This is a genomic window from Chryseolinea soli (genome assembly GCF_003589925.1).
GTDB lineage: Bacteria > Bacteroidota > Bacteroidia > Cytophagales > Cyclobacteriaceae > Chryseolinea > Chryseolinea soli.
On sequence record NZ_CP032382.1, the window covers coordinates 172871 to 198562 of the forward strand.

A 25692-nucleotide genomic window follows, 5' to 3' on the forward strand; every position below is an offset into this window, starting at 1 on the left:
AAAATATTGTACGGCAATCAATGCCGCATCATTTCCATTTCAAATTGTTCGAGCGTTTTTCCTTTTGTTTCAGGAACAAACTTCAAAAGGATAAAAAAGTAGATAAGGCAAACAGAAGAGAACAGGAAGAATGTCTGCGGAGCATCCAGGCGATCGATGAGCACCGGGAACCCGTAGGCCAGCGAAAAGCAAGCAACCCAAAGCATACCGGTGGCGATAGAGACGGCTCGCGTCCGGACCTTGGTGGGGAAAATTTCGGAGATCAGCACCCACGTCACCGGCGCCAGTGTGGCGGCATAGGTGGCGATGAAGGCCAACACAAAGAACGAAAGTAAGTATCCATCCAGTAGCTTATAGTGGAAGCAAATGCCTACCAGGAACAGCCACAATGCCATGAGGAAGGAACCTGCCAACATCAGTTTTTTCCTGCCCAACTTGTCCACTAACATCATGGCCACCACGGTGAAAATTAAATTAATGGCACCGATCATGATTTGTTGAAACAATTGATCCTTCACGTTCATCCCGGCCTTTTCAAAAATGATCGGTGCGTAAAAAAAGACAGCGTTTGCTCCAGAAATTTGTTGAAAGACAGCGAGTGTGATCCCGAGCAAGACAATAAACGCAATGCCAGGGGCCAACAAGTCCGAAAATTTTCCTTTCACTTCCCGCTGCATACGCGATTGAATGAGCGTCACTTCTTCCGTGGTGTCTCCACCGGAAATCTTTGCCAAAATGGTCTTTGCCTTCTCGATATGACCTTTGCTCACCAGCCACCGCGGGCTTTCCGGAACCATAAAAACAAACACAAAAAACAGCAAGGAAGGAATGGCTCCCGAGGCAAACATCCATCGCCAGTTGTTTTCGACGTCGGCCAGAATATAATTGGAGAAGTAGGCCAGCAAAATGCCCAAAACAATAGTGAGTTGATTGATGGAAACCATCCGACCGCGGATGGCGGCGGGACTTACTTCGGCGATATACACCGGCGAAAGCATCGAAGCCGCGCCCACGCCAATGCCGGCAATGATTCGCCATACAATCAGAGCCGAGTGCGTGGAAGACCAGCCCATAAAGATGGAGGATACCATAAAGATGCCCGCGGCAATGATGAGGGGAAGCTTGCGACCGAAACGCTCGGCAAAGGGCCCCGTTAACAAAGTTCCAATGATGCAGCCCACATACAACGAACTGCCGGTCCACCCCAACTGCGCTTTGCTCAAATGATAGTACGGTTCAATAAAGGGAATCGTACCTGAAAAAATAGCGATGTCAAATCCAAAAAGGAGACCTCCGAACGCTGCGACGGAGCTGATAAGAAAAACATACGATCTCTGAGCCATAAACCTGTATCTATACAAAACAAAGGTGCTGTAAAATGAAAATTCAGAAATGGAGAATCGACTGAAAAGAATGGACTATTCCGTTTTCGGAAAGCGCTGGCTGTATCCTCAGCGTTTTTTATGGCGATACTCCACCGGCGACAGCCCCATCACTTTCGTGAACAACCGCGAGAAATAGTAGGGATCTTCAATGCCCAATTTAGAGGAGATCTCGTTGATACGCAGGGAGGTGAACTGAAGGTACTGACAAGCATGCTGGATCTTTAAATGATTAAAATAAATAATGGGCGAATAGCCGGTCTTGCGTTTGAAAATGTTGGAGTAATGTGACAGGGAAAGATTGACCGACGCCGCAAGCGCCTCCAGCTTGATGGGCGTGTCGAGGTGATCTTGCATGTATTCTATGGAGAGGTCCACCACATCCTTCTCCACCGCATGCTGGGCCGACGCGAACTTATCGGAGAAGGTTAGCGTCGTTAAGAAATATTGAAAGCTAGTGCTGGCGAAAAACAAGTTGTCCAGGCTATAGCCAGACTCGAGGTTCCGGTAGATCATGTCAAAGATCTTGATCCGCTCTTCCAGGAAGATATTATCGTTGACAAAACTTTTGAACTGCTTTGTCAACAAGTTCACAAAATAAGCACTCTGAAGTCCCTTGAAGTGCGCCCAATAGATAGTCCACGGATTTTTGTCGTCGGCTCCGTATTTGTGGGGCATCTCGGCGGGAATGATCAGGACCTCGTTGGGGTTGATGTTCACATTTCCGGAAGGCAATTCCACCCACCCTTTTCCTTCCAGGCAATAGATGAGAATGTGCGCCGATATTCCCGAAGGTCGCTCGCGGTAGTGAAACTGGGCCCGCGGGTAAAAGCCAATGTCGGTCAGGTAGAGACTATTGATGGGCAATGTATAGCCACACACCTCCAATATTTTTTTGGGCAGGACAATGGCACGTTGTCCTTCAAAACCTTCGCGTTTTCGTATGGCTTGCATCTTGGCCATAAAAATAGAATAATCCATCAAAAGAGAAAATTAATCCATTAGCAACAATTTGAAGGCAGGTAACTTTGCTAAAACATTCGTTAGAAATGAAAAGCAAAAGCACTGTTGTGGTTTGGGAGGAGAAGGTCTCGATTCCGACCTATGGTATCGGAAAACCAGAAAAAAATCCAATTTTCTCCGAAAAGCGTGTTTATCAGGGAAGCAGCGGTGTCGTCTATCCCAATCCTGTCATTGAAAAGATACTCGACGAAAAGACGGACAAACGCTATCACGCCGTCTTCCTCGAAAATCCATACATCAAAATCATGATCCTTCCCGAGATCGGGGGAAGAGTGCAGATGGCGTATGACAAAATAAGACAGCGGCATTTCGTTTACTACAACCAGGTGATCAAACCAGCGTTGGTGGGTCTGACAGGGCCTTGGATCTCCGGTGGAATTGAATTCAACTGGCCACAACACCACCGCCCCAGCACGTTCGATCCCATCGACTTCACCATCGAAGAACATGACGACGGAAGCAAAACCATTTGGGTGAGTGAAGTAGAAAAAATGTTTCACACCAAAGGGATGGCAGGGTTCAGACTTTACCCCGATAAAGATTACTTAGAGATCAACGTGAAGCTCTATAACCGGACACCGTTTCCCCAGACTTTTCTCTGGTGGGCCAACCCCGCCCTGAAAGTGAACGACGACTATCAATCTGTATTTCCACCGGACGTGCGGGCTGTCTTTGATCATGGAAGAAGAGATGTCTCCGAATTCCCGATTGCCCGAGGTGAGTATTATAAGGTTGATTATTCCGCCGGGGTAGACATCTCGCGCTATAAAAATATTCCTGTGCCCACATCTTACATGGCACAACAGTCCAACTACGATTTTGTAGGAGGCTATGAGCACGACACCCACGCCGGAATTTTACACGTGGCCAATCACCACGTGTCTCCCGGAAAAAAACAATGGACCTGGGGCAATGGCGAGTTCGGCTTTGCGTGGGATCGCAACCTGACCGATGAAGACGGGCCTTATGTTGAAATTATGACCGGTGTCTTCACCGACAATCAACCCGATTTCTCCTGGATACTCCCCGACGAGGAGCGAGCGTTCACACAATACTTCATGCCGTATAGTGAATTGGGCGTAGTCAAAAATGCCACCCGGGACGCACTCGTCAATGTGGAAGTTCAAGGTGATCACGTCAATCTTAAATTCTACGCCACGGCTGCTTATGAAAAAGCGTTGGTGACCCTGCGAACCGATACGACGGAGCTTTATACCGAAGTGATCGACATTTCGCCTGAACGACCGTATCAACATCATGTTCTTCTACCCCACCCGGTTGCCACAGAAGACCTCATCGCTTCCCTGCGCGATGCATCGGGTAAAGTGTTGGTGCACTATCGATCCGAAAAGGAAATTTCAAAACCGATTCCCGAACCGGCGAAGGCTGCTGCTGATCCGGAACGCATTGCCAGCATCGAAGAACTTTTTTTAACGGGTCTTCACATCGAGCAATATCGTCATGCCACGTTCCTGGCGACAGACTATTACCTGGAAGCCCTGCGCCGCGAACCAACGGATATCCGTAACAACCAGGCGATGGGCCTTTGGTTTATGCGGCGGGGACAATTTGTAAAAGCCGAATCACACTTCAGACGCGCCATCGCCACGCTCACCGAACGAAACGCCAATCCTTATGATGGCGAACCTTATTTCAACCTGGGCCTTTGTCTTTTTTTCCAGGATCGCCATGAGGAAGCCTATGCCGCCCTTTTTAAGTCGGCCTGGAATGCACCGGTTCAGGCGGGGGCATATCTTAACCTTGCAAGGATTGCCACGCTAAAGGGAAACTTTGAAGAAGCGCTGGAGTTCATCGACAAATCGCTGAACCGAAATTACACCAGTCAAACGGCCCGTCATCTGAAGGTAATCATCCTTCGCAAACTCAACCGACTGAAGGATGCACAAGTTCTCATCGATCAATCGCTGGCGCTCGATAAATTCAACTTTGGAATTTTATTCGAGTCATTCCTCATTTTAAATACATCGACCTCGAATAAAAACGAAAATCCACTCGATGGCTTGAAGACCTTGGCGCGCGACAATGCGCATACGTACACGGAATATGCCTTCGACTACGCACACGCTGGGCAATACACGGAAGCGATCCAACTCCTGGACGTTTGCAAGATCGACGACGATGCGTACCCCATGATGGACTATTATAAAGGCTATTTTGCCTCTAAAAATAATAAACCGGCCCTTGCCCATCAGTACTACCAGCAAGGTGCGCGCCGGAAACCCGACTATTGTTTTCCGAATCGCGTGGAAGATGTGTTGGTACTACAAGAGGTGATGCACGCGAATCCCATCGACTCCAAAGCGCCGTACTATCTGGGCAATTTCTGGTATGCGCACAAGCAGTACGCGGAGGCGATTCAATGTTGGGAAATCTCTGCAACACTAAATCCTGATTTTCCCACCGTCAACCGGAACCTGGCGCTTGCCTATCACAACAAACAAAACAATCCCGCCAAGGCGTTGCAATTCTTAGAACGGGCGTTTGCCCTGAATACTCAAGACGCTCGTGTCTTCATGGAGCTGGATCAGCTTTACAAAAAATTAAACAAGCCACACGAGGAGCGTCTTTCACGACTCGAAGCGCATCTCACTTTGACCGAGGACCGCGATGATCTCTACCTGGAACGCATCACGTTATACAATCTTTTGAATGATCATGAGAAAGCGTTAAGTCTTTTAGCGTCACGACAGTTTCATCCGTGGGAAGGAGGCGAAGGCAAAGTGGTTGGACAATATCTTATCTCGAATATTGCTCTGGCAAAAAAATTCCTGGACGGGGGTCAACCCCAAAAAGCTCTGAAACATTTGGAAGCCGCCTCGCACTACCCACACTTTCTTGGCGAAGGAAAAATCTACGGCACCCAGGAAAATGACATCAACTATCTCAAGGGTTGCGCCTACGAAGCCTTGAACGATGTCACGCTCGCAAAAGATTACTTTCAAAAAGCCAGCGTAGGACTGAGCGAGCCCGGCCAAGCCATTTACTACAACGACCAACAACCTGACAAGATCTTTTACCAGGGACTGGCACATAAAAAACTCGGCAATCTGACAAGGGCTGAGCAAATCTTTAATAACCTGATCGCGTTTGGATCTTCGCACATGGACGACACCATCAAGTTGGATTATTTCGCCGTGTCACTTCCCGATCTGGCTGTGTTCGACCAGGACCTTGATCTACAGAATAAAATTCATTGCCATTATATTATGGGACTCGGCTATTTGGGCCTAGGGAAGGATACGTTGGCGCGGGAACATTTTGAAGAGGCATTGAGATATAATCGGAATCACGCAGGGGCGATGGTTCATAAGGGGATGATTGTTCGGGAATCAGACGGGCGTCAGGAGCCAGGAGCCAGAAGCCAGGAGCCAGTAGTTAGTAGCCAGTAGCCAGTAGTTAGTATCCAGTAGTACTATTGGATATCGGCTCGTTGTTCCTGATTTTGAATAACCAAGGAAAGTCCTGTATCTTTCTTGCCCCTAACGATATCGCGGGGTAAGTTTATGAAATGGATAACCCGAGAGCGTCCGAAGATCGATCGTATTGCTTGTCCCTGGTTGATCAGACGGTTTGTAGATGTGAACGCAGAAATTATCTACGTTCCTTTTGAGCAGGTTATCGAGAAGGCGAAGGAATTGGATGCAGTGCCATTTGATTTGCCCGGGGTGGAGTATACGCATTATGGGGATCAGTGTACGTTTGATTTTATCATTCAGAAACACAAGCTTGATGACCCTGCTTTGAAGGTATTGGCGGCAATTGTGCGGGGTGCGGATACGGATCGGCATGATCTTGCTGCCCAGGCTTCCGGATTGTGGGCTATTTCGGCCGGGCTCTCATACAACATTACCGATGATCAGCAACTGTTGGAAAAAGGGATGTTGATCTATGATGCCTTGTACAGTTGGGCCAAACATTTGCAAAATGAAAAGCATACACAAGGTCCTATCGAGAACATGCTCCTCGATGTGTATAAAAAATTTCTTACGCAGAAATCCGGCAAAGCTCCCGCGTGGGCGAAGGAGCTTAAAGAAATCATCCAGGATCAGATCGATACCAACCTTGCCCTGAGTCTGAAGGAAATTTCACAAAGCCTGAATGTACATCCCTCCTATTTGTCGCGCGAGTTCTCGAAATATTTTGACGATCTGTCGTTCGGTGATTACATCCGGAAGCTGCGCATTGAAAAAGCGATGACTTTGCTCCAGGATCCCAAGCATTCCCTTGCTGACATCGCGTATCTCACTGGTTTTTCGGATCAAAGCCACTTTGCCCGGATTTTTAAGAAAACTACGGGGCAAAGCCCGCTGTCCTATCGAAAATCGCAGGTCAAAAAGTAAAAATACTCCCAAAAGTAAATTTCGTTCTATACTTCCTTCCGGCGATTGGATAACCTTGCCATGGTGTGATCCTGTCTTTTAATTTTGGTTTATACCGTGGTGCGTCATGCTTTTTTGCTGCACACCAAATTATCTTAAATCCAATAGTTGCTCATGACACCCGCATATTCTTTAAAAGATCTGATTATCTACTTCCTAAAACTTGGAACCTGGGGCTTCGGCGGTCCGGTAGCGTTGGTAGGCTATATGCACCGCGACCTGGTGGAAGATAAAAAATGGATCGGTGAAGACGACTACAAAGAAGGCCTTGCGCTTTCGCAACTGGCTCCCGGTCCATTGGCCGCACAGCTTGCCATATACATTGGCTATGTTCACTATCATCTACTGGGTGCAACGCTTGCCGGATTTGCTTTTGTGTTGCCGTCGTTTCTGATGGTGCTCGGCATTGGGTACGCTTATGTTTCCTTCGGTGGACTGCCCTGGATGCAGGCGATCTTCTATGGCGTAGGTTCCGCTGTGATCGGCATCATTGCCATCGGCAGTTATAAACTCACCACGAAAAGCATCGGGAAAGACAAATTGCTGTGGGTGATATTCATTGTTCTGACGATCATCACGTTTGTTAAGGAAGAAGAAATACTCTGGCTTATGCTGTTGGCCGGTGTTGCCGTTTGGTTTGCCAAAGCGCCGCCGAAGTGGCTTGGGTCAGTTCAAGCCATAACCCCCGTTTTCTTTCTGCAACTACAACCCGTCGTCGTGGAATCCCGGCTTTGGCAGATTGCGTGGTTCTTTACAAAAGCAGGCGCCTTTGTCTTCGGCAGTGGTCTGGCGATCGTTCCCTTTCTGTATGGCGGACTAGTAAAAGAATATCAGTGGCTCTGCGAACAACAATTTCTCGACGCGGTTGCTGTGGCTATGATCACTCCGGGACCCATCGTGATCACCGTAGGATTCATTGGCTACCTTGTCGCCGGCGTTCCCGGTGCAAGCGTTGCCGCGCTGGCTACTTTTGTCCCTTGTTATTTGTTCACCGTCATTCCTGCACCCTACTTCAAGAAGTACGGAAAACATCCTGGCATCAAAGCCTTTGTCGACGGCGTAACGGCGGCGGCCATTGGCGCAATTGCCGGGGCTGTTTTAGTGCTGGGAAAAAGGACGTTGAGCGATTTGCCGACGGTGCTCATCGCTTTGACCGTGGCCGTCGTGTTGTTCCGCTTCAAGAAAATTCCCGAACCCCTTATCATCATCATCGCTGCCGCTATTGGCATCCTTCTAAAAATAGTATTATGAACAGAAAAGATTTCGTGAAGACTTCGGCCATCCTGGGTGGGGCCAGTCTATTGCCCGCAAACAACGCGTTCTCGCAAAGCCTTCAGCAAAGCGGATTGGATAAACTTACCGACAAGGACGGCAACTTTGCCCTGCAACCGCTTCCCTATAACGAAAGCTTCCTCGAACCGCACATGGACCAGGAGACGCTGCACCTGCACTATACTTTCCATCATGGCGATGCGGTGAAGGCTGCGAACAAAGACCTGCAAATGATCAAAAAGTCAATCGATGAGAACAATCTCGATACCGTGGACTATTGGACAAAGAAATTATCGTTTCACTTGTCTTCTCATATTCTGCATACCATTTTCTGGACGAACCTCAACAATAAAAAAACGGACCCGTCCGGCGCCTTGTTGAAGCAGATCGAAAAGGATTTTGGTTCTTATGATAAACTTAAAGTTCTGATCAGCAAAACCGCCAAGGGAGTCGATGGCAACGGGTGGGGCATTCTGGGCTACCAACCCTACACGCAAAAGCTCACCGTGCTCCAATGTGAAAATCATGAAAAACTCACGCAGTGGGGAGTTATTCCCATTCTTGTTATTGATGTGTGGGAGCATTCCTATTATCTGAAATACCGGAACAGGAGAGCAGAATTTGTTGACAATCTGTTTCCCATCATCCATTGGGACAATGCTGCCGAACGATTCAATCTTGCACTTAAACTGGGTTGAGCGGTCGCCGAATTCCCCGTGATCAGAGGGTTAATCAACGGAAACTTGTAAATCTTCAAGAAAAGGTTCGATATTCGAACAGGATCTATTGATCCATCATATCCTATTTTAAAGATTCAGTTTCTATGCTCTTCACTATGCGTTTCAATCGATCCCGGAAACTATTTACAGGGCTTCTCTTTTTTATTTTACCGCTATCAAAAACCCCGGTGTTTGGACAAACTTCTAAACCTCAAATACTGGAGGAGGGTTATATTTTCGATCAGGCTGAATTTAAATCTTGTCATGCGTCAACCCTGGTGCCATTGGCCAATGGAAAATTGGTGGCGGCCTGGTTTGGTGGCACGCAAGAGGGAAGTCCCGATGTGTGCATTTGGATGTCGGTAAAAGAAAACGCAGGCTGGACGAAACCCGTGCGCGTTGCCGAGGGCTTTCAGGCTGACGGCAAACCATCTCCTTGCTGGAATCCCGTGCTCTTTCAAAGCAAAAATGGAAAGCTCTATCTCCACTACAAAGTTGGACCCAATCCCCGCGAATGGTGGGCGATGTATAAAGTCTCCAGCGACCTTGGAAAAACATGGTCGAAGCCAACACCGCTGCCCAAGGGAATGTTAGGGCCAATAAAAAACAAAGCCGTGCCACTAAGCGACGGCAACATTCTTTATCCTTCCAGTACGGAAAGCATCGATGAAAAAAAATGGGCCATTCATCTCGAGCAGTCCGACCCTGCACTGAACCATTGGAAAAAGATCGCCATAGATTGCGATACGTTCAACGCCATCCAACCCTCCCTTCTTTTTTATCCGGGACACAAGATGCAGCTGCTGGCCCGAAGCAAGGAGAATGTGATTGTGCAGAGCTGGTCGGAAGACGATGGAAAAACATGGTCACGCGTTACGGCAACAAATTTGCCCAACCCCAATTCCGGCATCGACGCCGTGAGCAAGCCCGATCGCTCCTTGCAATTGTTGGTTTACAATCCTTTGGCCGCTGGAAAAGAATGGTGGGAAGGTCGTTCCGTATTAACGCTGGCCGCATCGGCTGACGGCGTGCAATGGACAGACCTCTATACGCTGGAAGAACATCAAAAAGGAGAGTACAGTTATCCCGCGATCATTTATGACGATCAAGGCAACATTCACATCACCTATACGGCCGATCGCTCCAAGATCAGGTACGTGAAACTGAAACTGTAGCCTTCTGCCAATCGACAGGAATAAAACTTGCCTGTATGACTAAGCGACAGTCTGTTTCGCCAACGGGAAATCCGGGTGAGTCTTCAGATTTTCGATCTGGCGTTGGTGGCGATTCAAATGAAATCGCAAAAACTCCAGCCGCTGCACCACGTTGAGCGGTCCCGAAATGATATGTGGGTAAATGATTTGCTCCAGGTCATACCCATCCATTTCATCACACAGCGATTCAAGCAGGTTCTGACAATTGGCGAGTGCTTCAATCCAGTAGTCTACCGATCCACCCCACCGGGGTTTGGCTATTTCGGGAACTTGTTCTTTTTCCTTCCAGGTCATTTCAATGATCTTTTCGATGGGAAGACCGTGATGGATCGCTACCCCGGACCAGATGGGTTTCTTCTTTCGAATTCCATCCAGCGTTTTCCACATGCCATTGATCCCTCCCATTTCAGCCCAGACCAAATGTTCGACATTGTCGACAACCGACCAAATGTCGGCCGAGGGTTTGAATTGTGATTGCTCGTAGGTCAGGCCGGATGCGGCCTGGATGAATTGATGGCGAGCGAGAGCCACGGAATTTAGGAGGGATTGACGCTTATCCATTGGGTAGTGATTTAGTCTGGCGTTAAGTGTTCGAGAACCGATCCCATTCCTCCAGCCGTGTCTAAAGCCTCAAAACCTTCGCGCTCCTTTACTGGCGCCCGAACTGCGCTTATGTCAATTTAATAAAAAAAGACTGTAGTCAAAGCCACGAGAGACCCTAGCGAGCATCCTAATCCTGCAAACATTGACGAGACTTGGCCAATCAAGCCCAAGAATTCGTTACACTATCCTCCAATGCTCGTGGACAATTGAAACATGGGCAGGTACATGGCCAGCAAAATGAATCCCACGACACCGCCCAAAAAAATGATCATGGCCGGCTCGAGAAAGGTATTCAACAGGCCGGTTTGATGATCTACTTCCACGCTGTATTGTTTTGCCAGCTTGTCAAAAAATGTATCCAACTTATTCACTTCTTCCCCCACTTTGATCAGGGAGATCATTTTTCTGTTGAAGACCGGGAAATTACTCATCGAAATGTGAAGCGGCGAACCATTCATAACATCGGACGCCAGCGGGCTCAACGTAATTTGCAAGGGATAAAATGTTACCATCTGGCTGATCAAATCCAACGAACGGATTAAAGGGACCTTAGACCCCAACAGCAAGCTCATGGAACTGCAAAACCGGGCGAGCTGAATGGAATAGATGATCTTGCCGATGACGGGAATATGGCGGACCACCCGGGAAGAATTTTTTCGCAGCCACGGTGTATTTCTGCTTCGGTAAAGCATTACGGCTGCAAGAGCACAAACCGACGTTAGCCATATGAAATTAGACTGAACGGCTTCCGAAAATTGGATGATCAAATGCGTCAGGTAGGGAAGCTCTCCCCCAAACCGTTTGAATACATCACTAAACATGGGCACGATAAACAAAAGCATAAATCCCACGGCGCCGATTGACGTGAACAAGATGATGATCGGATAGGAAAGCGCGCCCACAAACTGCCGGCGTTGCTTTAGCTTGTTCGAATAAAAATGATAGAGTTGATCCAACACCAAATGGATCTTTCCCGTCTCTTCTCCTATCTGGACACTGTAATATTCGTAGGGCGTGAAATAAGTTGTTTTCTGTAAGGCTTCCCATAAAGAATCGCCGTTGATCAGGTTTTCGATGATGCTCCGCATGATCTCGGCATGCTTAGGTTTTGTCTGCTCCGCTTCGATCAGCTCCAATGCCGATCGAATGTCGAGACCGGCCACCAACAGTGTGGACAGCTCCAGGTAAAAAGCTTCTTTATCTTTATCCTTGAATTTAACCGGGAACAGCTTGATGTCTTTTTCCAGCAAGGCCTTAAAGTCTATCGAAGAGGATTGCATCTTCTTCTTTTTCCGTTTCTCGATTTCTTCGATGCGAATGCTCATGGTATTGAATCAGGCTTTATAAATCTCACTAAAGACGCCGCGTCATAGCGTTTCAAAATGTGGTAGCGAATCGATTGATTTGCGATTTGTCCTTCCAGCACAACTTCATCCAGCGCCGCGCCACGTTCCGCCTGCACTTTGCCTTGGAACATGAAAGCTTGTTCCGATACACGGTAGTGAAACGTATCGATAACGCTGTTCTGTTGCCGGACAACGTAATTCCGGTAGATCCCATACCTGATGGTCACCTCCGTTTGCAAACATTGCAAGCCTGAGTCGGATTTCAGCACCTCGTCGGCATTACGGATGTCTGCCTCCAGCCTGTCGTTGAGCGCGATGATCTCCTCCAGGGCGCTGTATTTCCGGGTGAGGGACATTTGATAGGTATTGACCGTAAGATAGGCAAAGTAGATGGCCGTTACCACCATGCTGCTGAGGACCATGACCACCAGCATTTCGATGAGCGAAAAGGATGGGATCTTACGGAGCAACATACCTTAGAAATTTACGTTCCGCCAAAAGCCTGCCATCCTCATCCCGAATCTCGAAACGGATCACCCGTAGCTCCTTACTGTCCGCCGCGGGTAACGCCAGGCGGAACAAGGTAAACGTTTCATACGGCCAGGACTTCTCTGTGTAATCGTTCGCTTGTTGCGTTTCCGCCCAACGGTCATCGATCGCCAGGCCGGCTTGCATTTTTCTAAACTGACCATTCGATTTATAAACATTCAAATAGATTGTGACGGCCATGGCGAAAACCATCGAGATGATGATCATGGCCGTGATCGTTTCGATCAGGGAAGAGCCCGCGACTTTATGTTGCCAAAATTTCAATCGAGCCACTTTGCAATGGTTAATGTTTTGGAATCGCCCCACAAAAAGGACGCCGGCAAAGCCGGGTGTCGCTTGGTCGCCAAGATGGAAGCGTTCAACAAATAGTTTGTGTTCTCCTGCGTCTCGAACCGCGCGGTGGTGATGTGTCCCCACAGCGCCCCCTCCAGGTTTGTATTTCCATTGACATAGACAAATCCCGTTACGACGGCCGTTTTATGGATGCGCAATTTGCCGGCGCTGGAAGTGGTGCGATCTAATCCAGGCAGCACGACGATGCCTTCTACCTTGCTAGAATCACCCACGCTGATCAAACTATCGCGTTTATGTCCGACGAGTGACAAACTGCTTGGATAATTGAGTTTGCATTTTTTTCCCACAACAATCAAACGCGTGGCCATCAGTTGCAGGGACCCTATGAATTCATCATCCACACGGATCTCGGGTGCCATGAAGATCGCATTTTCAATCCGGGCGGTGGACCGGATGATGATGCGTTGATCGGATTTTACTACCACATTACCGGAGAGTGAGTCATCGATGACAAGCTCCCCGGCATATTGAAATACGAAAACCGAGTCCATGTGAAAGGGGTAGTGCTTGCGTCTTAAATCCGGAAGGGTCCGGTGGCCGGTCCATTCCGCAACACCCGCGAAATCCTTGAGGGCGGCGGTATCCAATTCGGGCATGAGCTTCCCGCTTTTGAGAATCTTTCCTTCTTTTATTAACTGCTTGCCTTCATACCATTTGCCATCCAGGAACCCCATGGCCAGACCTTTTCCGGGTAAATATACATTTCCTTCGATCCTTGTTTTGCCAGCGAGACTCAGCTGGCCGTTGTCGCCGGGGAGGAATATGGCAGCTTTTCCCAGGGTATCCGGGAGCGCTCCGATCAAGGCAAAGGTCATGTCGTGAAAGCGGCCGCGGTGGGCGTCAACACCTAAATATTCAAAGACGCCCCAGGGTCTTCGAACGATGCGCACCGAGTCGATTCCTTCGCCAAAAAGATCAACGTTTTGAATGGTGTGGAAAGGCATGTCTTCGCGGTGGGCCATTCCGTATTGGATGCCGGAGACGGTGTTGTCGCGGAGGATGGAGAGGAGTTCGGATCTTTTAGTGGTTAGGCGGGTGTAGTAGGCTAGTAGGATGATGGAGGAGCAAAGGATGCTGATTACCAGGGCGATGCCTATGGATAATTGGAGAACGCCTCCGGGGAGGCGGAGGGATGAAAATTTGTGCATATGTCCTCTGAGAATCAAATTGATATAACTGAAACTTATTTATTAGAACCGATAACGCCATCCGATTACACCAATGAGGGTCCGTTATCCGCTTTTGTTAGCAAGCGTTGATTAAGTTGATCCAAAAATTAGGATAATGGTAGGGTAAGGCAAGTAATACTTCATTTTTAACACTCATGTTTGCTATCATCAACTATCCACCTGGCTGTTATTGACTTAAACTGTCTAGATCAATCCACCATGAGCAAGTCAATTTACTGTATCGATCGCCATCAGTGGTCTCCCCTTCGTAAAATCCGTATCCAAAATGGACTTTGTCGAATACTAGCGTATCAAACTTATCGGCGGTTAAAATTCCTCTTTGCAACCAGGGGCTGTCCTTGCAAATAAATTTATTTATAAAAGCCGTTTTCATCGCCTCACTTCTGAACGAATATTTGTATCGTTTGACCATTTTCACGTCAAACCTAGAAAGAGTGCTGTCTGTGTAGAAATAGTAACGCGACAACTCATAGTCATTACCATTGACTTGAACATACTTAGATGATTCACACCACTTGTTGTCGCTATACTCATCTTTTGAACAATACAAATCGCTGAGATGATTCTCACTCCATTTTCCATTGAGAGAAATCATTTCATCAAATGCGCAGATTTCAATGGAAAGTCTGTTTTTATGTGACGCGCCGTTTTTTTTAATGCTCCTTCTTGGCTCGCAACAGACGAGCGCCATAAAAATCAGGCAATAGACATATGCCCTACTCCTTCTTCTTACCTTTTCCATTGATTTCATTGATTCGTCCTGTAACATTCTTAACGAAATCAGGTTCAAATTTCTCAAATGTCAGTTTCTTATAACTTTTGCTAAAATAATCTTGGACGTCTGATAGGAACTTTCCAGTAAGTTCATCGGTCCAAACAGTTTTAGAGTTAACGTTATTTTTTTTCCTCCATGCTTCGCCAAATGATCTTGCCCAGGCATTGTTCACCATATCTATATAAGCATCAACCATTGCCTGCTCTTGTGTAAATATGCCTGCCGATGGATCGATCGCCATATCCTTTGGATCTCCACTAAACAGGCCTTTAGCTTCGACCTCGTGGGCGTTCGCAGCTATTGTCGCCGCAGATGCGCCATAAAGAACAGTCGCGAGGGCTTGCCCAGTAAAGTGCAAAAAGGTGTTCTCATATCTATATCCAAGTTCGGTGCTAGCGTCCCGCTGTTCCTTCTTCAAATTACTAAACATTTTCATGGCTATTGCAAATGTTAACGCGCCACCCGAGCCAGACCAAGCAGGCTCGTGCACAACCTTTTTTATCTTGTCCAGTTCGCCTTTATTGATTGCCGCGTTGGGATAGGATAGGCCGCCTAGGAATTTATCTAGCCATGAACCATCCTTAATCTCCCCGGCTTCTGTCTCTGACAGTTCGTCATTAGAAATGGAGGTTTCGATTGATTGTGTATCACTCCATTTGTGAGCAACCGTCGTTGTAATAACGCCAAAAATATCAGTTGAGCGCGTGACCTTAATTTTTTTGGTTGTCAACAAATCATAATCTATGCTAAACAACGCCTCTAATCCATCAAGGTCAACTGCTGAAATGGGCATATTTGACGCAAATTGGTACGGAGTGAGCCAAGGATACGAAGCTGTCAATGGATCTACGGACAGGAACCTCCCAAAACTAGGATTGTATATTCGGAAGCCATAGTCATACGTGGCACTACCCCACTCCCCATTATCATCTTTCTCCTTACCGTTAAACCCGTACCGATATTTCAAATCAGCACTCCACGTCCGACCTGGCTGATCCATACCAAATGGATAGTAATTTGACACATTCGTCACTTCTGGCTCAAACGCCCCCGGTGTACCCAAATTCACTACGCTCAGCTTTGTGTCCGTGATTACCGCTCGCATGTTATGCAAGTGATCTTTCAGCTCATAGAGACGGCTACTCAACTGCCGTGTGTAGATACCTGCGCCTGGCGACGGCACTCCCCCAGATTCTCCAACACGGACCGTTAGCGGCGTCGCATTTCCATCGGAGCCCACATTGGTGAAGCCTGGGCCTAGCGTGAGCGTCACATTTGAATTCACAAGATAGGATATCCCTTCGTAAGTATTTTTCATCACATCTGCATCAATACGCACTTCTCCTGACTGCAATCCTTCTACGGGTTGCGCCGGGACGGCAATCGGTTTGTTGTATTGTCCGAGACGTTCGCTTCCATAGATCGGCAATTCCAACAGAGTCAACTCGGTGGTCGTGCCACCTTCAGTCCTTTCATACACACCCATAACATTGGTATTAGCGTCACGAACGTAATAAGTCGTCGTTGAAAGTCCCGCTGTGTTTGTCCTGCGTTTGCTCACGCGATTGCCAGAAGCGTCATAGCGGAATTGAGTATGCGTTCCGCCATCGTTATCCACACTTAGTACCTTTCCATATGGACTCCATTTGATGCTATTCTTTTGTTTCTGATCACGAGTCAAATTACCGATCTGGTCATACAGATAGTTCCCGGCCGTCTGGGGTTCAACATCCTGGGTAAAACCGGGCGTTGTTACCAGATCCGGCACATGGCTCAATTGGTTGGTTTTGGCATAGTATACCATCGGTGCAGTCGTCGGAACGTTGTCAACTAACGCCGATCCATCATAGGTCACGACACTGGTGATGTTCCCGTTTGCATCATAAGCATTCGTGCTCTTGTAGGCCGTGGCTGCCGGAGTCCAGGCTCCACTCAGATAACTAAAATTACTTTGCAACAACCGGTTCAGTTCGTCGTATTGGAATTGATAGCCCGTCACGTTGTCTTTGTAATTAAGGTTGGCGCTGGCATAAGCGCTATTGATACTACCACTGTAATAGTTCCTGCTTGCCCAGGCTGCAATGTTGCCGTTGTAAAGGTCCAGGCCATTCGCGGATAAGACATCCGGTGACGAGGCATCCAGTGTCGAACCCGAATGTCTGTAGTCACCGCTGTAATAAGTCAGCGCCATACCAAACGCATCGCGGGCCGTGAGCGAACCCGTATCCCCATCTTTCATGGGATCGCTGGTCTTATCCAGTTTCGGGTTGTTCAATGCCTTAAGCCAGCCATGGATGGTGTAGGTGTAATCCATCCCTTGCAATTGATCTTTGCCGATGACCGTGCGCTTGAGCGGGCCATGCAGGTAATATTTGTAACAAGCTTCTTTCTCCCACAGGTAGCTGTCGCGCGAAGTATATACCGCGATAATGTGATTACTCTCGTCGTACTCGTATTTGTGATAGAACGCATCGACTGCGCCGGGATTGTAGCTTATCTGGGTGATTTTGCCACTGAGTAGATCGTATTGATAGCGAATGCCCACTCCGGTGGCCGGGTGATCAGGGTCCGGAATTTGCATGCCGGGGATCTGTTGTACAATCCAGGTCACGTTGCCGTGTGGGTCGTAGCTGTAGATCGTAACGACCTGATCGTCGCCCTTAGTCAAATCACCATCTTCATCGGTCAAAGCATAACTAACCCGGTTACGCAGGTTGGCCTGTTCGTAGCCGGTGGGAAGTGCATGGCCGGCAGCGAATGTGGCGGGGTCGTATTCCTGCGTGTAAAATGTCTTCGTAACAAAGCGCCCCGTCGAGGGAAAGCTGCTGTTTTGGTTACGCATGCTATAGAGCGTGGCTTCGTCGTAGTTATCGGCTTCACCCACTTCGATGAGGCGGCCCAACTCGTCGTATTTCGAGTAGGCATACTTGTTTTCGGATGCCTGCTTTTGCTTGGCGTTGCGCGAGAAACGGATCTGGCCTTTGTCGTTGTAGATGCTGGTTGCAAAGTAGTCCGAAGCGTTGAAGATGCTTTCGGTTGATGTACTGACCGGGCGTGTCGTGGCTGCAGGGTTTGCATCGGGTGTGTGCTGACGTACCAGTTGGCCTACGCTGTTGTACTGGTATTCCGTTACCAGCGTGTGCGCCGGGTAAAGATTGCTTGACGAAGCAACGGCTGCCGCGGTATTAACGGGAAGCAATACTACGCCTTTGGGCGGCACCGTGCGCATGAGGTGGCCCGCACGGTCGTAATAATACAAGGTGAATTGGTGCAGACCCGTGGCGTAGCTTAGCACCATCTTATCGTTGATGCGGCTGGGTTCGGCGCAGGTCTTGTATACTTCGCGAAAGCTTTCGATGCGGAGGTTGATCGCTTGCTCTACCTGTTGGTTGATCGAGGCGGTTATGGTATTTGCTGTGGCCGCCTCGCAGGTTTGTTTTTGTGGCTTGTTGACTACGTCTTCAAGGCCATCGGGTACTTCCACAGACGTTGGCCCGTCTGTAAATTTGAAGCAGAGGTTGTATCGGCAAGGGATATCTCCGTATCTGGCAATAAATGCGGTGCCTGCCCCGACAATTCCTATCCCTGTAGTATTGAGCTGATTTATCGTAATATCGCCAAAGGGCTTGGCGTAGGTTTGAGTATAGAATCCTATAACCTCTTTTTGACTTCCATAGTCAGTAAATCCATTGAAATATAACGTGCCGGTGCGCACTCCCGATGGAAATTCAAGGATTTCAGAGGTGTGTTGCGAAACAGAATACCTCAACAGTTTCCATGAAGGATCAGATTGAGTACCATATGTATAGTCACCCGAATTGATAAAAGGGAGATTCCATGGGTCAGTCCAGGGAAAAACCCCTTTCCAATTAAATGTTCCATCCGGCTGCATCTCAACAACGTAAAATTGGCTAGCTTGTACATCTCTCGATACCCCATCGATTACGACGTTATAAGTATCAGTTTCAAAATTTCCAAAATCCGCTGACTTACCTATAAAGGACAAAAATCCATTGCCTTTATTCAAATCATCCAAATGATGTATCCCCGCATTTGAATCGAAAAAGCGGGTATATACAAATTTTCCTTCGCTGTTAAATTTCGTGAGGGCAATAGTGATAGAAGCATGAGGCGTCCAGCTTGCTGCAACATTATTATTAATGTAAATACTATTATTACCGTGGGTGTTCGCAACATAACCATTGTGTCTAATATAAAATTCATTATTTATTTCAACAAAATCCGTTCCCGAATAAAACGGAAAGCGAAAACTGTCCGAAACAAATGTAGGATCAATTTCGCCATTGGTCAGATTACGTTTCACAAGTCTATAATTGCCGTTCGTATCGCTGTTTAAGTGAAAAACATATCCATTTTTTACAACAATTTGCCAGGTGGGCACGGGATGTGCCGCATCATAATAGAAATCATAAGGGAAGCCGTTATGATTCTCTTTGATCCATGCTAAATCTCCATTGGCTTTAATTCTTGTTATATATCCTGCATTTAATTGCGAAGGAATTGCTGCGTCTAATGGGCCAAGAACTTTTAGGCCATTTAAATAAATATCAACGACATAAGAGGTATTATTGTAATTGTCCTTTGCCACTGCTTCGAGGATAACGTCGCCATTCAGGTCGATCGCAAACTTCAAACGAGCAGTTTGATTGTTCCGTGATTCACCAGACACGTATCTTGTTTCAAAATGATTTTTCCATAACAAGTTTCCATCTTGATCAAATTTCAAGACAACAAAATCATCTTCTCCATTGTTTTGAATGACTGAATTATCATTCAAACTCACTTTATCACGGCCTGTCGGTGTACTTGACAAAGAAACAAATGCATAATAATTTCCATCGTCATGTCGCACCAATCTCTTGATGGTGCCGCCTGTAGTAAATAGCGCTTTCGAGAAATTCCAGCCAAAGCCAGGAGTTGTTCCCGCAGCTTCAGAGGATTTAAGATTATCCCATCCCGTCTCGCAAGTTTGCGCATCTTCATTGACCTTGACCTCAAAATTATAGACCATGGCTTGCTTCAATCTCAACAACTCCGCATCGGTGCCATATTGCGGCGTGCCATTGACATGGGGGGTGAGCGGTGTATTGCAATAGCTTATACAGTTCTGGATCAACGCATCCACCATGGCGTTAAGCTCGCACTCCGAATAATCAAAACCCGTTGTGTTCACAGTCAAGTCATAGACACCACTCCATCGCTCGTCCCATTCATTCGTGTTCTTGTTAAAAAATGCTCTGGCGGTGGTGGTGTAGTGTTCGATCTTCGCCGCATTGTTATTCGACAGGATGTCGTTGATAAGCGCCTGCCGGAACTCCTCAGATCTTGCCTCACACATTTTGCCGCATCCATTACGCATCAACTGGATGGTCTTGGCTGTGGCCGTCGCTTCATCCGGGTCAACGTTCTGGTTGCCAAACTGGGTCTGCAAACTCAACTGATATTTTTTACAAAAGGTCAAAGGCGTAAACAGGCTCAGGTCTGTCGCCGTGGTGTTGGCCACTCCAGCATAGTAGCGCAGGGCGTCGGCCATCGATTTTACCTGGTCGTCGATGAACACCAACCGGTACGCATGCAACACATCCGGTTGAATGGTCTGTCCGCCAATTTGGCCATACAAATCCGTCTTCCTGATAAAGTAGCCATTGGTGCCATCGCCGTTGCAGACATCGGGCGGCAGATCATTCTCGTTGACAGGCTGTCCTGTATTCATGCCTTCTTTTATCCGGCCGTCCAGTGCCTTCACAAAGTTCTCGTACAAATTATTGTCTGCGTTATTGGGTAACATGTTTGGCCCTAGCAATTCCAGATTGTCGGCCGACTCCTTCGTGTAGTCGATCGCCCCTCTGGCTAAAAACATTTCCGTCTCGCTGGCAAACACATCCCAGGCCAGCTTGCAATCAACCTTCGGGCTATTGTCGGCATACGTGCCATTGTCAGCAATCAAATTGGCGATCATCGTATCGAACTGGCCCGGCAAAAAGTAGATCTTGGTGGCCGGATTGGTGAGCCGGTTGGTGAAGTAGGCATAGCTCAAATGGCCGTCCGCGGTTCGAAGCACAACATCTGGATCCCTCTCCCGCACCTTGCTTTCAAAATAGGACTCATAGCTATGGATTGTTCCGTCGGTACAGTACGTCGTCGATATGTCCGCCGCGCAAAGCGTGATCGCCTGGATGAACACATAGTCGCGGCATCCGTTCGTGCCCGTGCTCACCGGGATCACATACTGCTGGTTATCCGTATCGAAGGTGATCGTCTTGTCGGTTACCTTCCCATCCAGGTAAGTCTTCAAGGCCTGCAGATTCGGTTTCCATTCCGGGTCCGATGGGCTCGGTGGCGCCAGCATATCCTGTACCGTCTTCAGCACACTTCCTGTCGCATACGCCTGGCCTTCATAATAAGTCCGCAGCTGATCTTCATGTTCCTGCAGATAGGTCTTGCTTGGATTGGTCGCGTTCGGGTCCAGGTTGTTGATGGTGATGCGTTTCTCCAACTGATACAACACGCCCGCCTCTAAATCCGCCAGTGTAAAGACCGGAGGATCCCACTTCAACGATGCCTGGTCGGCACATTCGCCCGCGTGGATCAGTTGGGCCGGGGGCAAGCCTGTATTCACATACAATGGATCGCCGTCCTTGTGCAAAAAGAACTCTACCTTATAATCACAGGTCTTGCACAGCGGACCGCTCCGCTGATACAACTGTTTCACTTCGTCGTCGCTCAAGCCCCGGCGGTAGATCGCCAGCTCATCAAAGTAGCCCGCCGTGTTCAGCCCCGCTCCGATCTTGCCAACCCACAACGGCCGGCCCACGTTGTTCACCGGTACGGAATTTACCGTCGTGGAACCTTGCAGTACACCGTTCACAAACAAATAGATCTTGCCAGCCCGGCGAACGCCCACCAGGTGAGCCCATGCCCCCAGCGTGAGGTTGTTTATCGAAGCAACGTTATACATCGTCTGGCCACTCTCGATCTGGAAGATCGCTCTGTTGCTGTTGGGTCCTGTACTCAGGTTTAACGCCCACTCGTTGGTACCCTTCGAGTTGGTGTTCGCCCATTTGTTCACCCCCGGCGTGTTCTCCAGGTTACCCGGCGTGTTCACATTCTTCCTCACCCAATACGATACCGTAAAATCGTCTGCTCCAAAGTCGAAGTCCGCATTGTCCCCCATGTCGATGTAGCCCGTGCTTCCATCGAAGGCGAGCGCCTGCCCGCCAAACGCATCCGAAACTACCGTCGCCCCGCTCGCAATACCGTTGTAGCCCTTCGTGCTGGCGTCCGTCGCATCCCCGTCAAAGGGATAGTAGCTCACTAATCCCGTGCTGTTCACACTCGGCGGACACAACTCCAGCAACTGCGCCGGCGTGATCTCATAGTCTACCGTCACCGAAGTGTTGGCCGCAAATACAAGCGGTTTGCGCGACACGGCCGTGTAGGCATTCTCGCGCGTGTTCAACTTCACTTCGTCAACGATGGTCTTGGTCGCCGCTGCCCGCGAGGCCAATGCCGTCAAGTGAGTCGTCGTGATGTCCGTGGTCACCACCAGCGCTGTCGCGATCACTTTGCCGTCCTTCGTCTTATAAGCTACACTCCCCGTGCCGTTCGCATCGTAGGTCGTAATCTTTTGTACGCTGTTCACATTCGGAGCCTCCTTGCCAAACAATTGGATCAACTCCCCGGCCGCAGGATTGGAATATACCGTCTTCACCGTCTTGCCTCCCGCCAACGAGTGCTTCTGCCCTACGCCCGACTGCTCTTTCACACGGTTCGTGCCATCATTGGTAAAAATGGTCCGCGTATACGGGTACCCTTCCGCATTCGCCACTCCCGCATTTTGTCCATTATCGGTGCCACTGTAATAACCTCCCAGGTCTGTGGCCGTTGAGGGATTGGATACCTTATCTGTGGTAAGATCATTAAAATCAAAATCTCCTGTGCTATACGACGACGCTCCATTGCTGAGTAGATTACTGATGTAGCCCAGCTTGGTCCGGCCGGCTACCGGGATGGGCAAGCTGCTCACCGCATTGCGACCGGCATAGTCTTGCAACATCTGGCTCGCCACCACCTGGTTCACATCCTGGAGACGCGTTTGCTGCTGGTTCACTTGTTGTAAACCGTTCGCATACGTCACTTGCTCGCTCACGTGGTTGCCTTCTGTGAACGTCCGGCTGTAGATCCAGTTCTTATCTTCTTCCGGGTGCGTATATGTAAAATTCTTCAGGTGGGCCTCTGACGACCAGACCGCTTTTAAATTCTCCGGATTGGCCAGACCATCCTCCAAGTTGCCGATCGCACGAACACGCCAATAATATTTGCTGTCATGCCCCCCTTCGGCCATCGACACGGTCACGCTCGGTTCGGCGCTCTCCGTATAGATATTCAATGCCTTGTCCCAGGCCTTATCCCAGTCCGCAATCTCTGCCGCTTCGGTATCCCCATAGATGCGCAGCAACTGAAACTGGTAGTTGGTCACATCCGGGCAACTGGTCCACGTAAAGGTCTGCTCCCACTTCGTGTTGTCGATCGTCGGGTCCGTCGGCAATACCGTGGCACCTGCCGCCGAGATCGCATCTTCGTTTTCCTCAAAGCTCGACACCAGCTGTACAAAACTGCTCGCTACTGCATCGGTTGAGCTGAACCCGCTCACCTTGATGCCGATGAACTTGAGCAACTGGGGGTTCATAGCAAGTTCCTTCAGGTAAAGCTGCTCGGGAGCACCCGTAGTCAGTTTAAAATTTACTTCAAACGTCTGGTTGATCCCCGGAAGATCATAGTACGCTGTGACCGTCGCCTTGAAGCTCACCGTGAAGGGACGTTCTCCAAGATTGTAAAGCTCTCCAAAGTCGGCCTTCATCTTCAGTGTTACCGGGCCGTATTCATCGATGCAGCCCACATAGTGGTTGCTGTGTTTGGGTAAAAACAAAAACTTCTCGCAATCAACGCAGGCTCCGTTCGCCGACGTACACGACAGCGCATCCTGCTTCTGCGGTGGCAACACATCGGGCGTGGCACTCTTGGGGAGTACTTTGAAGGGAAAATTATACGTCGTTCCGGCACATCCATGGTTCATCGGTTGAACCGTCAACGTCTTGCAGTCGTCGCTGCTGCCTTCTGCCCACACATCCCGGCCCGGGATGCCCGTGCCCTGGTTGGTGAAGTTCACGCCACTATTACCATCGTCCCACACAAACGACGTCGCATCCGCAGCCCCTACAGCCTGCAAGTGACTGGGTTCGCCAACAAAATTTACCTTCAGCCCCAGCACGTCCGTCACCGGCGCCGGTGGCGCGCTCACTGTCACCTGCTTGGTCGCCGGCACCGTGCAGCTCGTTGATGCACCATAGCTCGCCGTCACTGTCTGCGCTCCCGCTGTATTCCACGTTACCGTGATGCTCGATGTACCTGCACCCGCGGTGATCGTGCCGCCTGCGGAAACACTCCATTGATAATTGCTCTGACCGCTCTCGGTCGTATACACGTTGTTCGTCGTGCCTACGCATACATCGGTAGCCGTCGTGCTGATCGTGGGGACGAATCCTTGACCTACCGTGACTGAAACACTGGCCACATTAGATGGGCATCCCGAATTAGCATAACTGACACTCACCGTCTGGGTGACCGGCGAGTTCCATGTCAAGGTCAAGGTGTTGTCTGTGCTGGTGCCTCCCGATACCGTTGTGGCTCCCGCTGGAATTTGCCAGAAATAATTACTCATGCCTCCTTGCGTGACAAACATTTGCGTTTGCCCTACGCAGGCCGTCGACGGCGGACTGTTCACAAAGCTCGCTGTCGGCGTGGGTTTCACCGTCACCGTCGCGCTCCCCGTCCCGGTAACCGAACATCCCTTGGAGTCGGATACACTTCCCAAAAAAGAATACGTCGTAGTCGAACTCGGCGCTACCGATATCGAGTTTCCTGAAACGTAATTGTTGATGACCGGGCCATTGTTTAGGCTGAACGAATACGGTGCCGTGCCACCGGAAATGCTAGCAAACAGAGCGGCACTCTGACCCGAACAAATGGTGCTTGTACCCGATAATGTGGCTGAGCTCGGCGCCGGGTTCTCCGTGACGGCTACTGCCGAAGAGGTCTTATAACAACCGTTGCTTCCCGTGAGCTTTACCGAATAGTTATGCGTTCCGGGGCTGCTTGACGGTGTGTAATTAGGCGAGTTGGATCCTACCGCTGTGCTACCATCTTTGTACCATTGATACGTGTAGCCGCTACTGGGACTGGCCGACAGTGTGCCCGCCGTTGTGTTGGAGCAATACACCGTCGATCCTGAAAGCGTCGCCGTTGGCGGCGACGCATTCACCGTCGTGCTCACATAATTGGTATACGTTATCGTCATGGACTGACCACAACGATATACCGCACGGATAGAAAACGTGCCCGCACTATTCCAGGTGATATAATAGTCATCACCACTCGAGTGGGTAACGCTTCCTTGACTCAAACCTTCAAATGCCGCAAAGCTGCAGCCCGACGTCCCAACGATGCTATACGCCTGCGTCGCCTCTACCCCAACACAGGCCGTGCTCGGCCAGTTGTTTATGCTCTGCGCATAACCCGACAGATAGGCCGACAGTAAAAACACAACCGTCAGCAAGCCACTCAACAACCTCCCGGAAGTATGAAAACTTCCCGAGAACATTTTCGCTTTCCTGTTGACCAATTCCAATTTAGCAAACGACGAAATTATTGACATAGAGTATAAAGTTTTTAGTAGCCGGTCTATCGGCTGCCATTGTAGGGTATTATTTATTTTGTATCGTATAAATTAATGAATCGCACAGGAGATCAATCACCAACACAATTCCCAGTTTCTTTCAGGCCTT

At 49.0% G+C, this 25692-nt stretch carries 14 protein-coding genes; 5 read left to right on the forward strand and 9 right to left on the reverse strand.

The window, feature by feature from the left end; all coding sequences use genetic code 11:
* Positions 1-17 precede the first annotated feature (17 nt).
* Complete coding sequence (locus D4L85_RS00645) at positions 18-1343, reverse strand: sugar porter family MFS transporter (RefSeq protein ID WP_119752502.1); 1326 nt, start codon at positions 1341-1343, stop codon at positions 18-20.
* 108 nt (positions 1344-1451) lie between these two features.
* Positions 1452-2363 (reverse strand): AraC family transcriptional regulator, encoded by a 912-nt coding sequence (locus tag D4L85_RS00650; RefSeq protein ID WP_119752503.1) that lies wholly within the window; start codon positions 2361-2363, stop codon positions 1452-1454.
* 68 nt (positions 2364-2431) lie between these two features.
* Between D4L85_RS00650 and D4L85_RS00655 the strand changes: the two genes are divergently transcribed.
* The 5 genes from D4L85_RS00655 (at position 2432) to D4L85_RS00675 (ending at position 9971) form a co-directional block, all read left to right on the forward strand.
* Complete coding sequence (locus D4L85_RS00655; RefSeq protein ID WP_119752504.1) at positions 2432-5815, forward strand: DUF5107 domain-containing protein; 3384 nt, start codon at positions 2432-2434, stop codon at positions 5813-5815.
* Positions 5816-5929: 114 nt separating this feature from the next.
* Positions 5930-6766 carry a chromate resistance protein ChrB domain-containing protein gene (locus tag D4L85_RS00660; protein WP_119752505.1) on the forward strand — a complete coding sequence of 279 codons (837 nt, stop codon included), beginning with the start codon at positions 5930-5932 and terminating at the stop codon, positions 6764-6766.
* Between the two features lie 153 nt (positions 6767-6919).
* Positions 6920-8056 (forward strand): chromate transporter, encoded by a 1137-nt coding sequence (locus tag D4L85_RS00665; RefSeq protein WP_119758600.1) that lies wholly within the window; start codon positions 6920-6922, stop codon positions 8054-8056.
* The gene (locus D4L85_RS00670; protein WP_119752506.1) at positions 8053-8775 is read left to right on the forward strand and encodes a superoxide dismutase; all 723 of its coding nucleotides are present in this window, start codon (positions 8053-8055) and stop codon (positions 8773-8775) included. The genes D4L85_RS00665 and D4L85_RS00670 overlap by 4 nt, the downstream gene beginning before the upstream one ends.
* A gap of 305 nt (positions 8776-9080) precedes the next feature.
* Positions 9081-9971 (forward strand): sialidase family protein, encoded by an 891-nt coding sequence (locus tag D4L85_RS00675; RefSeq protein ID WP_228450731.1) that lies wholly within the window; start codon positions 9081-9083, stop codon positions 9969-9971.
* Between the two features lie 39 nt (positions 9972-10010).
* Here the strand turns inward: D4L85_RS00675 and D4L85_RS00680 are convergent, their stop codons facing one another.
* The 7 genes from D4L85_RS00680 to D4L85_RS00710 all read right to left on the reverse strand — a co-directional run bounded on the left by D4L85_RS00680 (position 10011) and on the right by D4L85_RS00710 (position 25562).
* The gene (locus tag D4L85_RS00680; RefSeq protein WP_119752508.1) at positions 10011-10571 is read right to left on the reverse strand and encodes a DinB family protein; all 561 of its coding nucleotides are present in this window, start codon (positions 10569-10571) and stop codon (positions 10011-10013) included.
* Positions 10572-10795: 224 nt separating this feature from the next.
* Complete coding sequence (locus D4L85_RS00685; protein WP_119752509.1) at positions 10796-11938, reverse strand: type II secretion system F family protein; 1143 nt, start codon at positions 11936-11938, stop codon at positions 10796-10798.
* Entirely contained in the window at positions 11935-12432 is a 498-nt protein-coding gene (locus D4L85_RS00690; RefSeq protein WP_119752510.1) for a prepilin-type N-terminal cleavage/methylation domain-containing protein, read from the reverse strand. Before D4L85_RS00690 ends, D4L85_RS00685 begins: the two co-directional genes overlap by 4 nt.
* Positions 12419-12715 (reverse strand): hypothetical protein, encoded by a 297-nt coding sequence (locus D4L85_RS00695; RefSeq protein WP_160143451.1) that lies wholly within the window; start codon positions 12713-12715, stop codon positions 12419-12421. The genes D4L85_RS00690 and D4L85_RS00695 overlap by 14 nt, the downstream gene beginning before the upstream one ends.
* A gap of 53 nt (positions 12716-12768) precedes the next feature.
* Positions 12769-14010 carry a polymer-forming cytoskeletal protein gene (locus D4L85_RS00700; protein WP_119752512.1) on the reverse strand — a complete coding sequence of 414 codons (1242 nt, stop codon included), beginning with the start codon at positions 14008-14010 and terminating at the stop codon, positions 12769-12771.
* Between the two features lie 208 nt (positions 14011-14218).
* Positions 14219-14794: a hypothetical protein gene (locus D4L85_RS00705; protein ID WP_160143452.1), complete on the reverse strand. Its 576-nt coding sequence runs from the start codon at positions 14792-14794 to the stop codon at positions 14219-14221.
* Positions 14769-25562, reverse strand: coding sequence for a LamG-like jellyroll fold domain-containing protein (locus D4L85_RS00710; protein ID WP_119752514.1), 10794 nt, complete (start codon positions 25560-25562; stop codon positions 14769-14771). The genes D4L85_RS00705 and D4L85_RS00710 overlap by 26 nt, the downstream gene beginning before the upstream one ends.
* Positions 25563-25692 lie beyond the last annotated feature (130 nt).

Coding starts and splice junctions, on each gene's coding strand:
- D4L85_RS00645 (WP_119752502.1), bottom strand. CDS start 1,343: ATGGCTCAGAGATCGTATGTTTTTCTTATCAGCTCCGTCGCAGCGTTC.
- D4L85_RS00650 (WP_119752503.1), bottom strand. CDS start 2,363: ATGGATTATTCTATTTTTATGGCCAAGATGCAAGCCATACGAAAACGC.
- D4L85_RS00655 (WP_119752504.1), top strand. CDS start 2,432: ATGAAAAGCAAAAGCACTGTTGTGGTTTGGGAGGAGAAGGTCTCGATT.
- D4L85_RS00660 (WP_119752505.1), top strand. CDS start 5,930: ATGAAATGGATAACCCGAGAGCGTCCGAAGATCGATCGTATTGCTTGT.
- D4L85_RS00665 (WP_119758600.1), top strand. CDS start 6,920: ATGACACCCGCATATTCTTTAAAAGATCTGATTATCTACTTCCTAAAA.
- D4L85_RS00670 (WP_119752506.1), top strand. CDS start 8,053: ATGAACAGAAAAGATTTCGTGAAGACTTCGGCCATCCTGGGTGGGGCC.
- D4L85_RS00680 (WP_119752508.1), bottom strand. CDS start 10,571: ATGGATAAGCGTCAATCCCTCCTAAATTCCGTGGCTCTCGCTCGCCAT.
- D4L85_RS00685 (WP_119752509.1), bottom strand. CDS start 11,938: ATGAGCATTCGCATCGAAGAAATCGAGAAACGGAAAAAGAAGAAGATG.
- D4L85_RS00690 (WP_119752510.1), bottom strand. CDS start 12,432: ATGTTGCTCCGTAAGATCCCATCCTTTTCGCTCATCGAAATGCTGGTG.
- D4L85_RS00695 (WP_160143451.1), bottom strand. CDS start 12,715: ATGATCATCATCTCGATGGTTTTCGCCATGGCCGTCACAATCTATTTG.
- D4L85_RS00700 (WP_119752512.1), bottom strand. CDS start 14,010: ATGCACAAATTTTCATCCCTCCGCCTCCCCGGAGGCGTTCTCCAATTA.
- D4L85_RS00705 (WP_160143452.1), bottom strand. CDS start 14,794: ATGGAAAAGGTAAGAAGAAGGAGTAGGGCATATGTCTATTGCCTGATT.
- D4L85_RS00710 (WP_119752514.1), bottom strand. CDS start 25,562: ATGTCAATAATTTCGTCGTTTGCTAAATTGGAATTGGTCAACAGGAAA.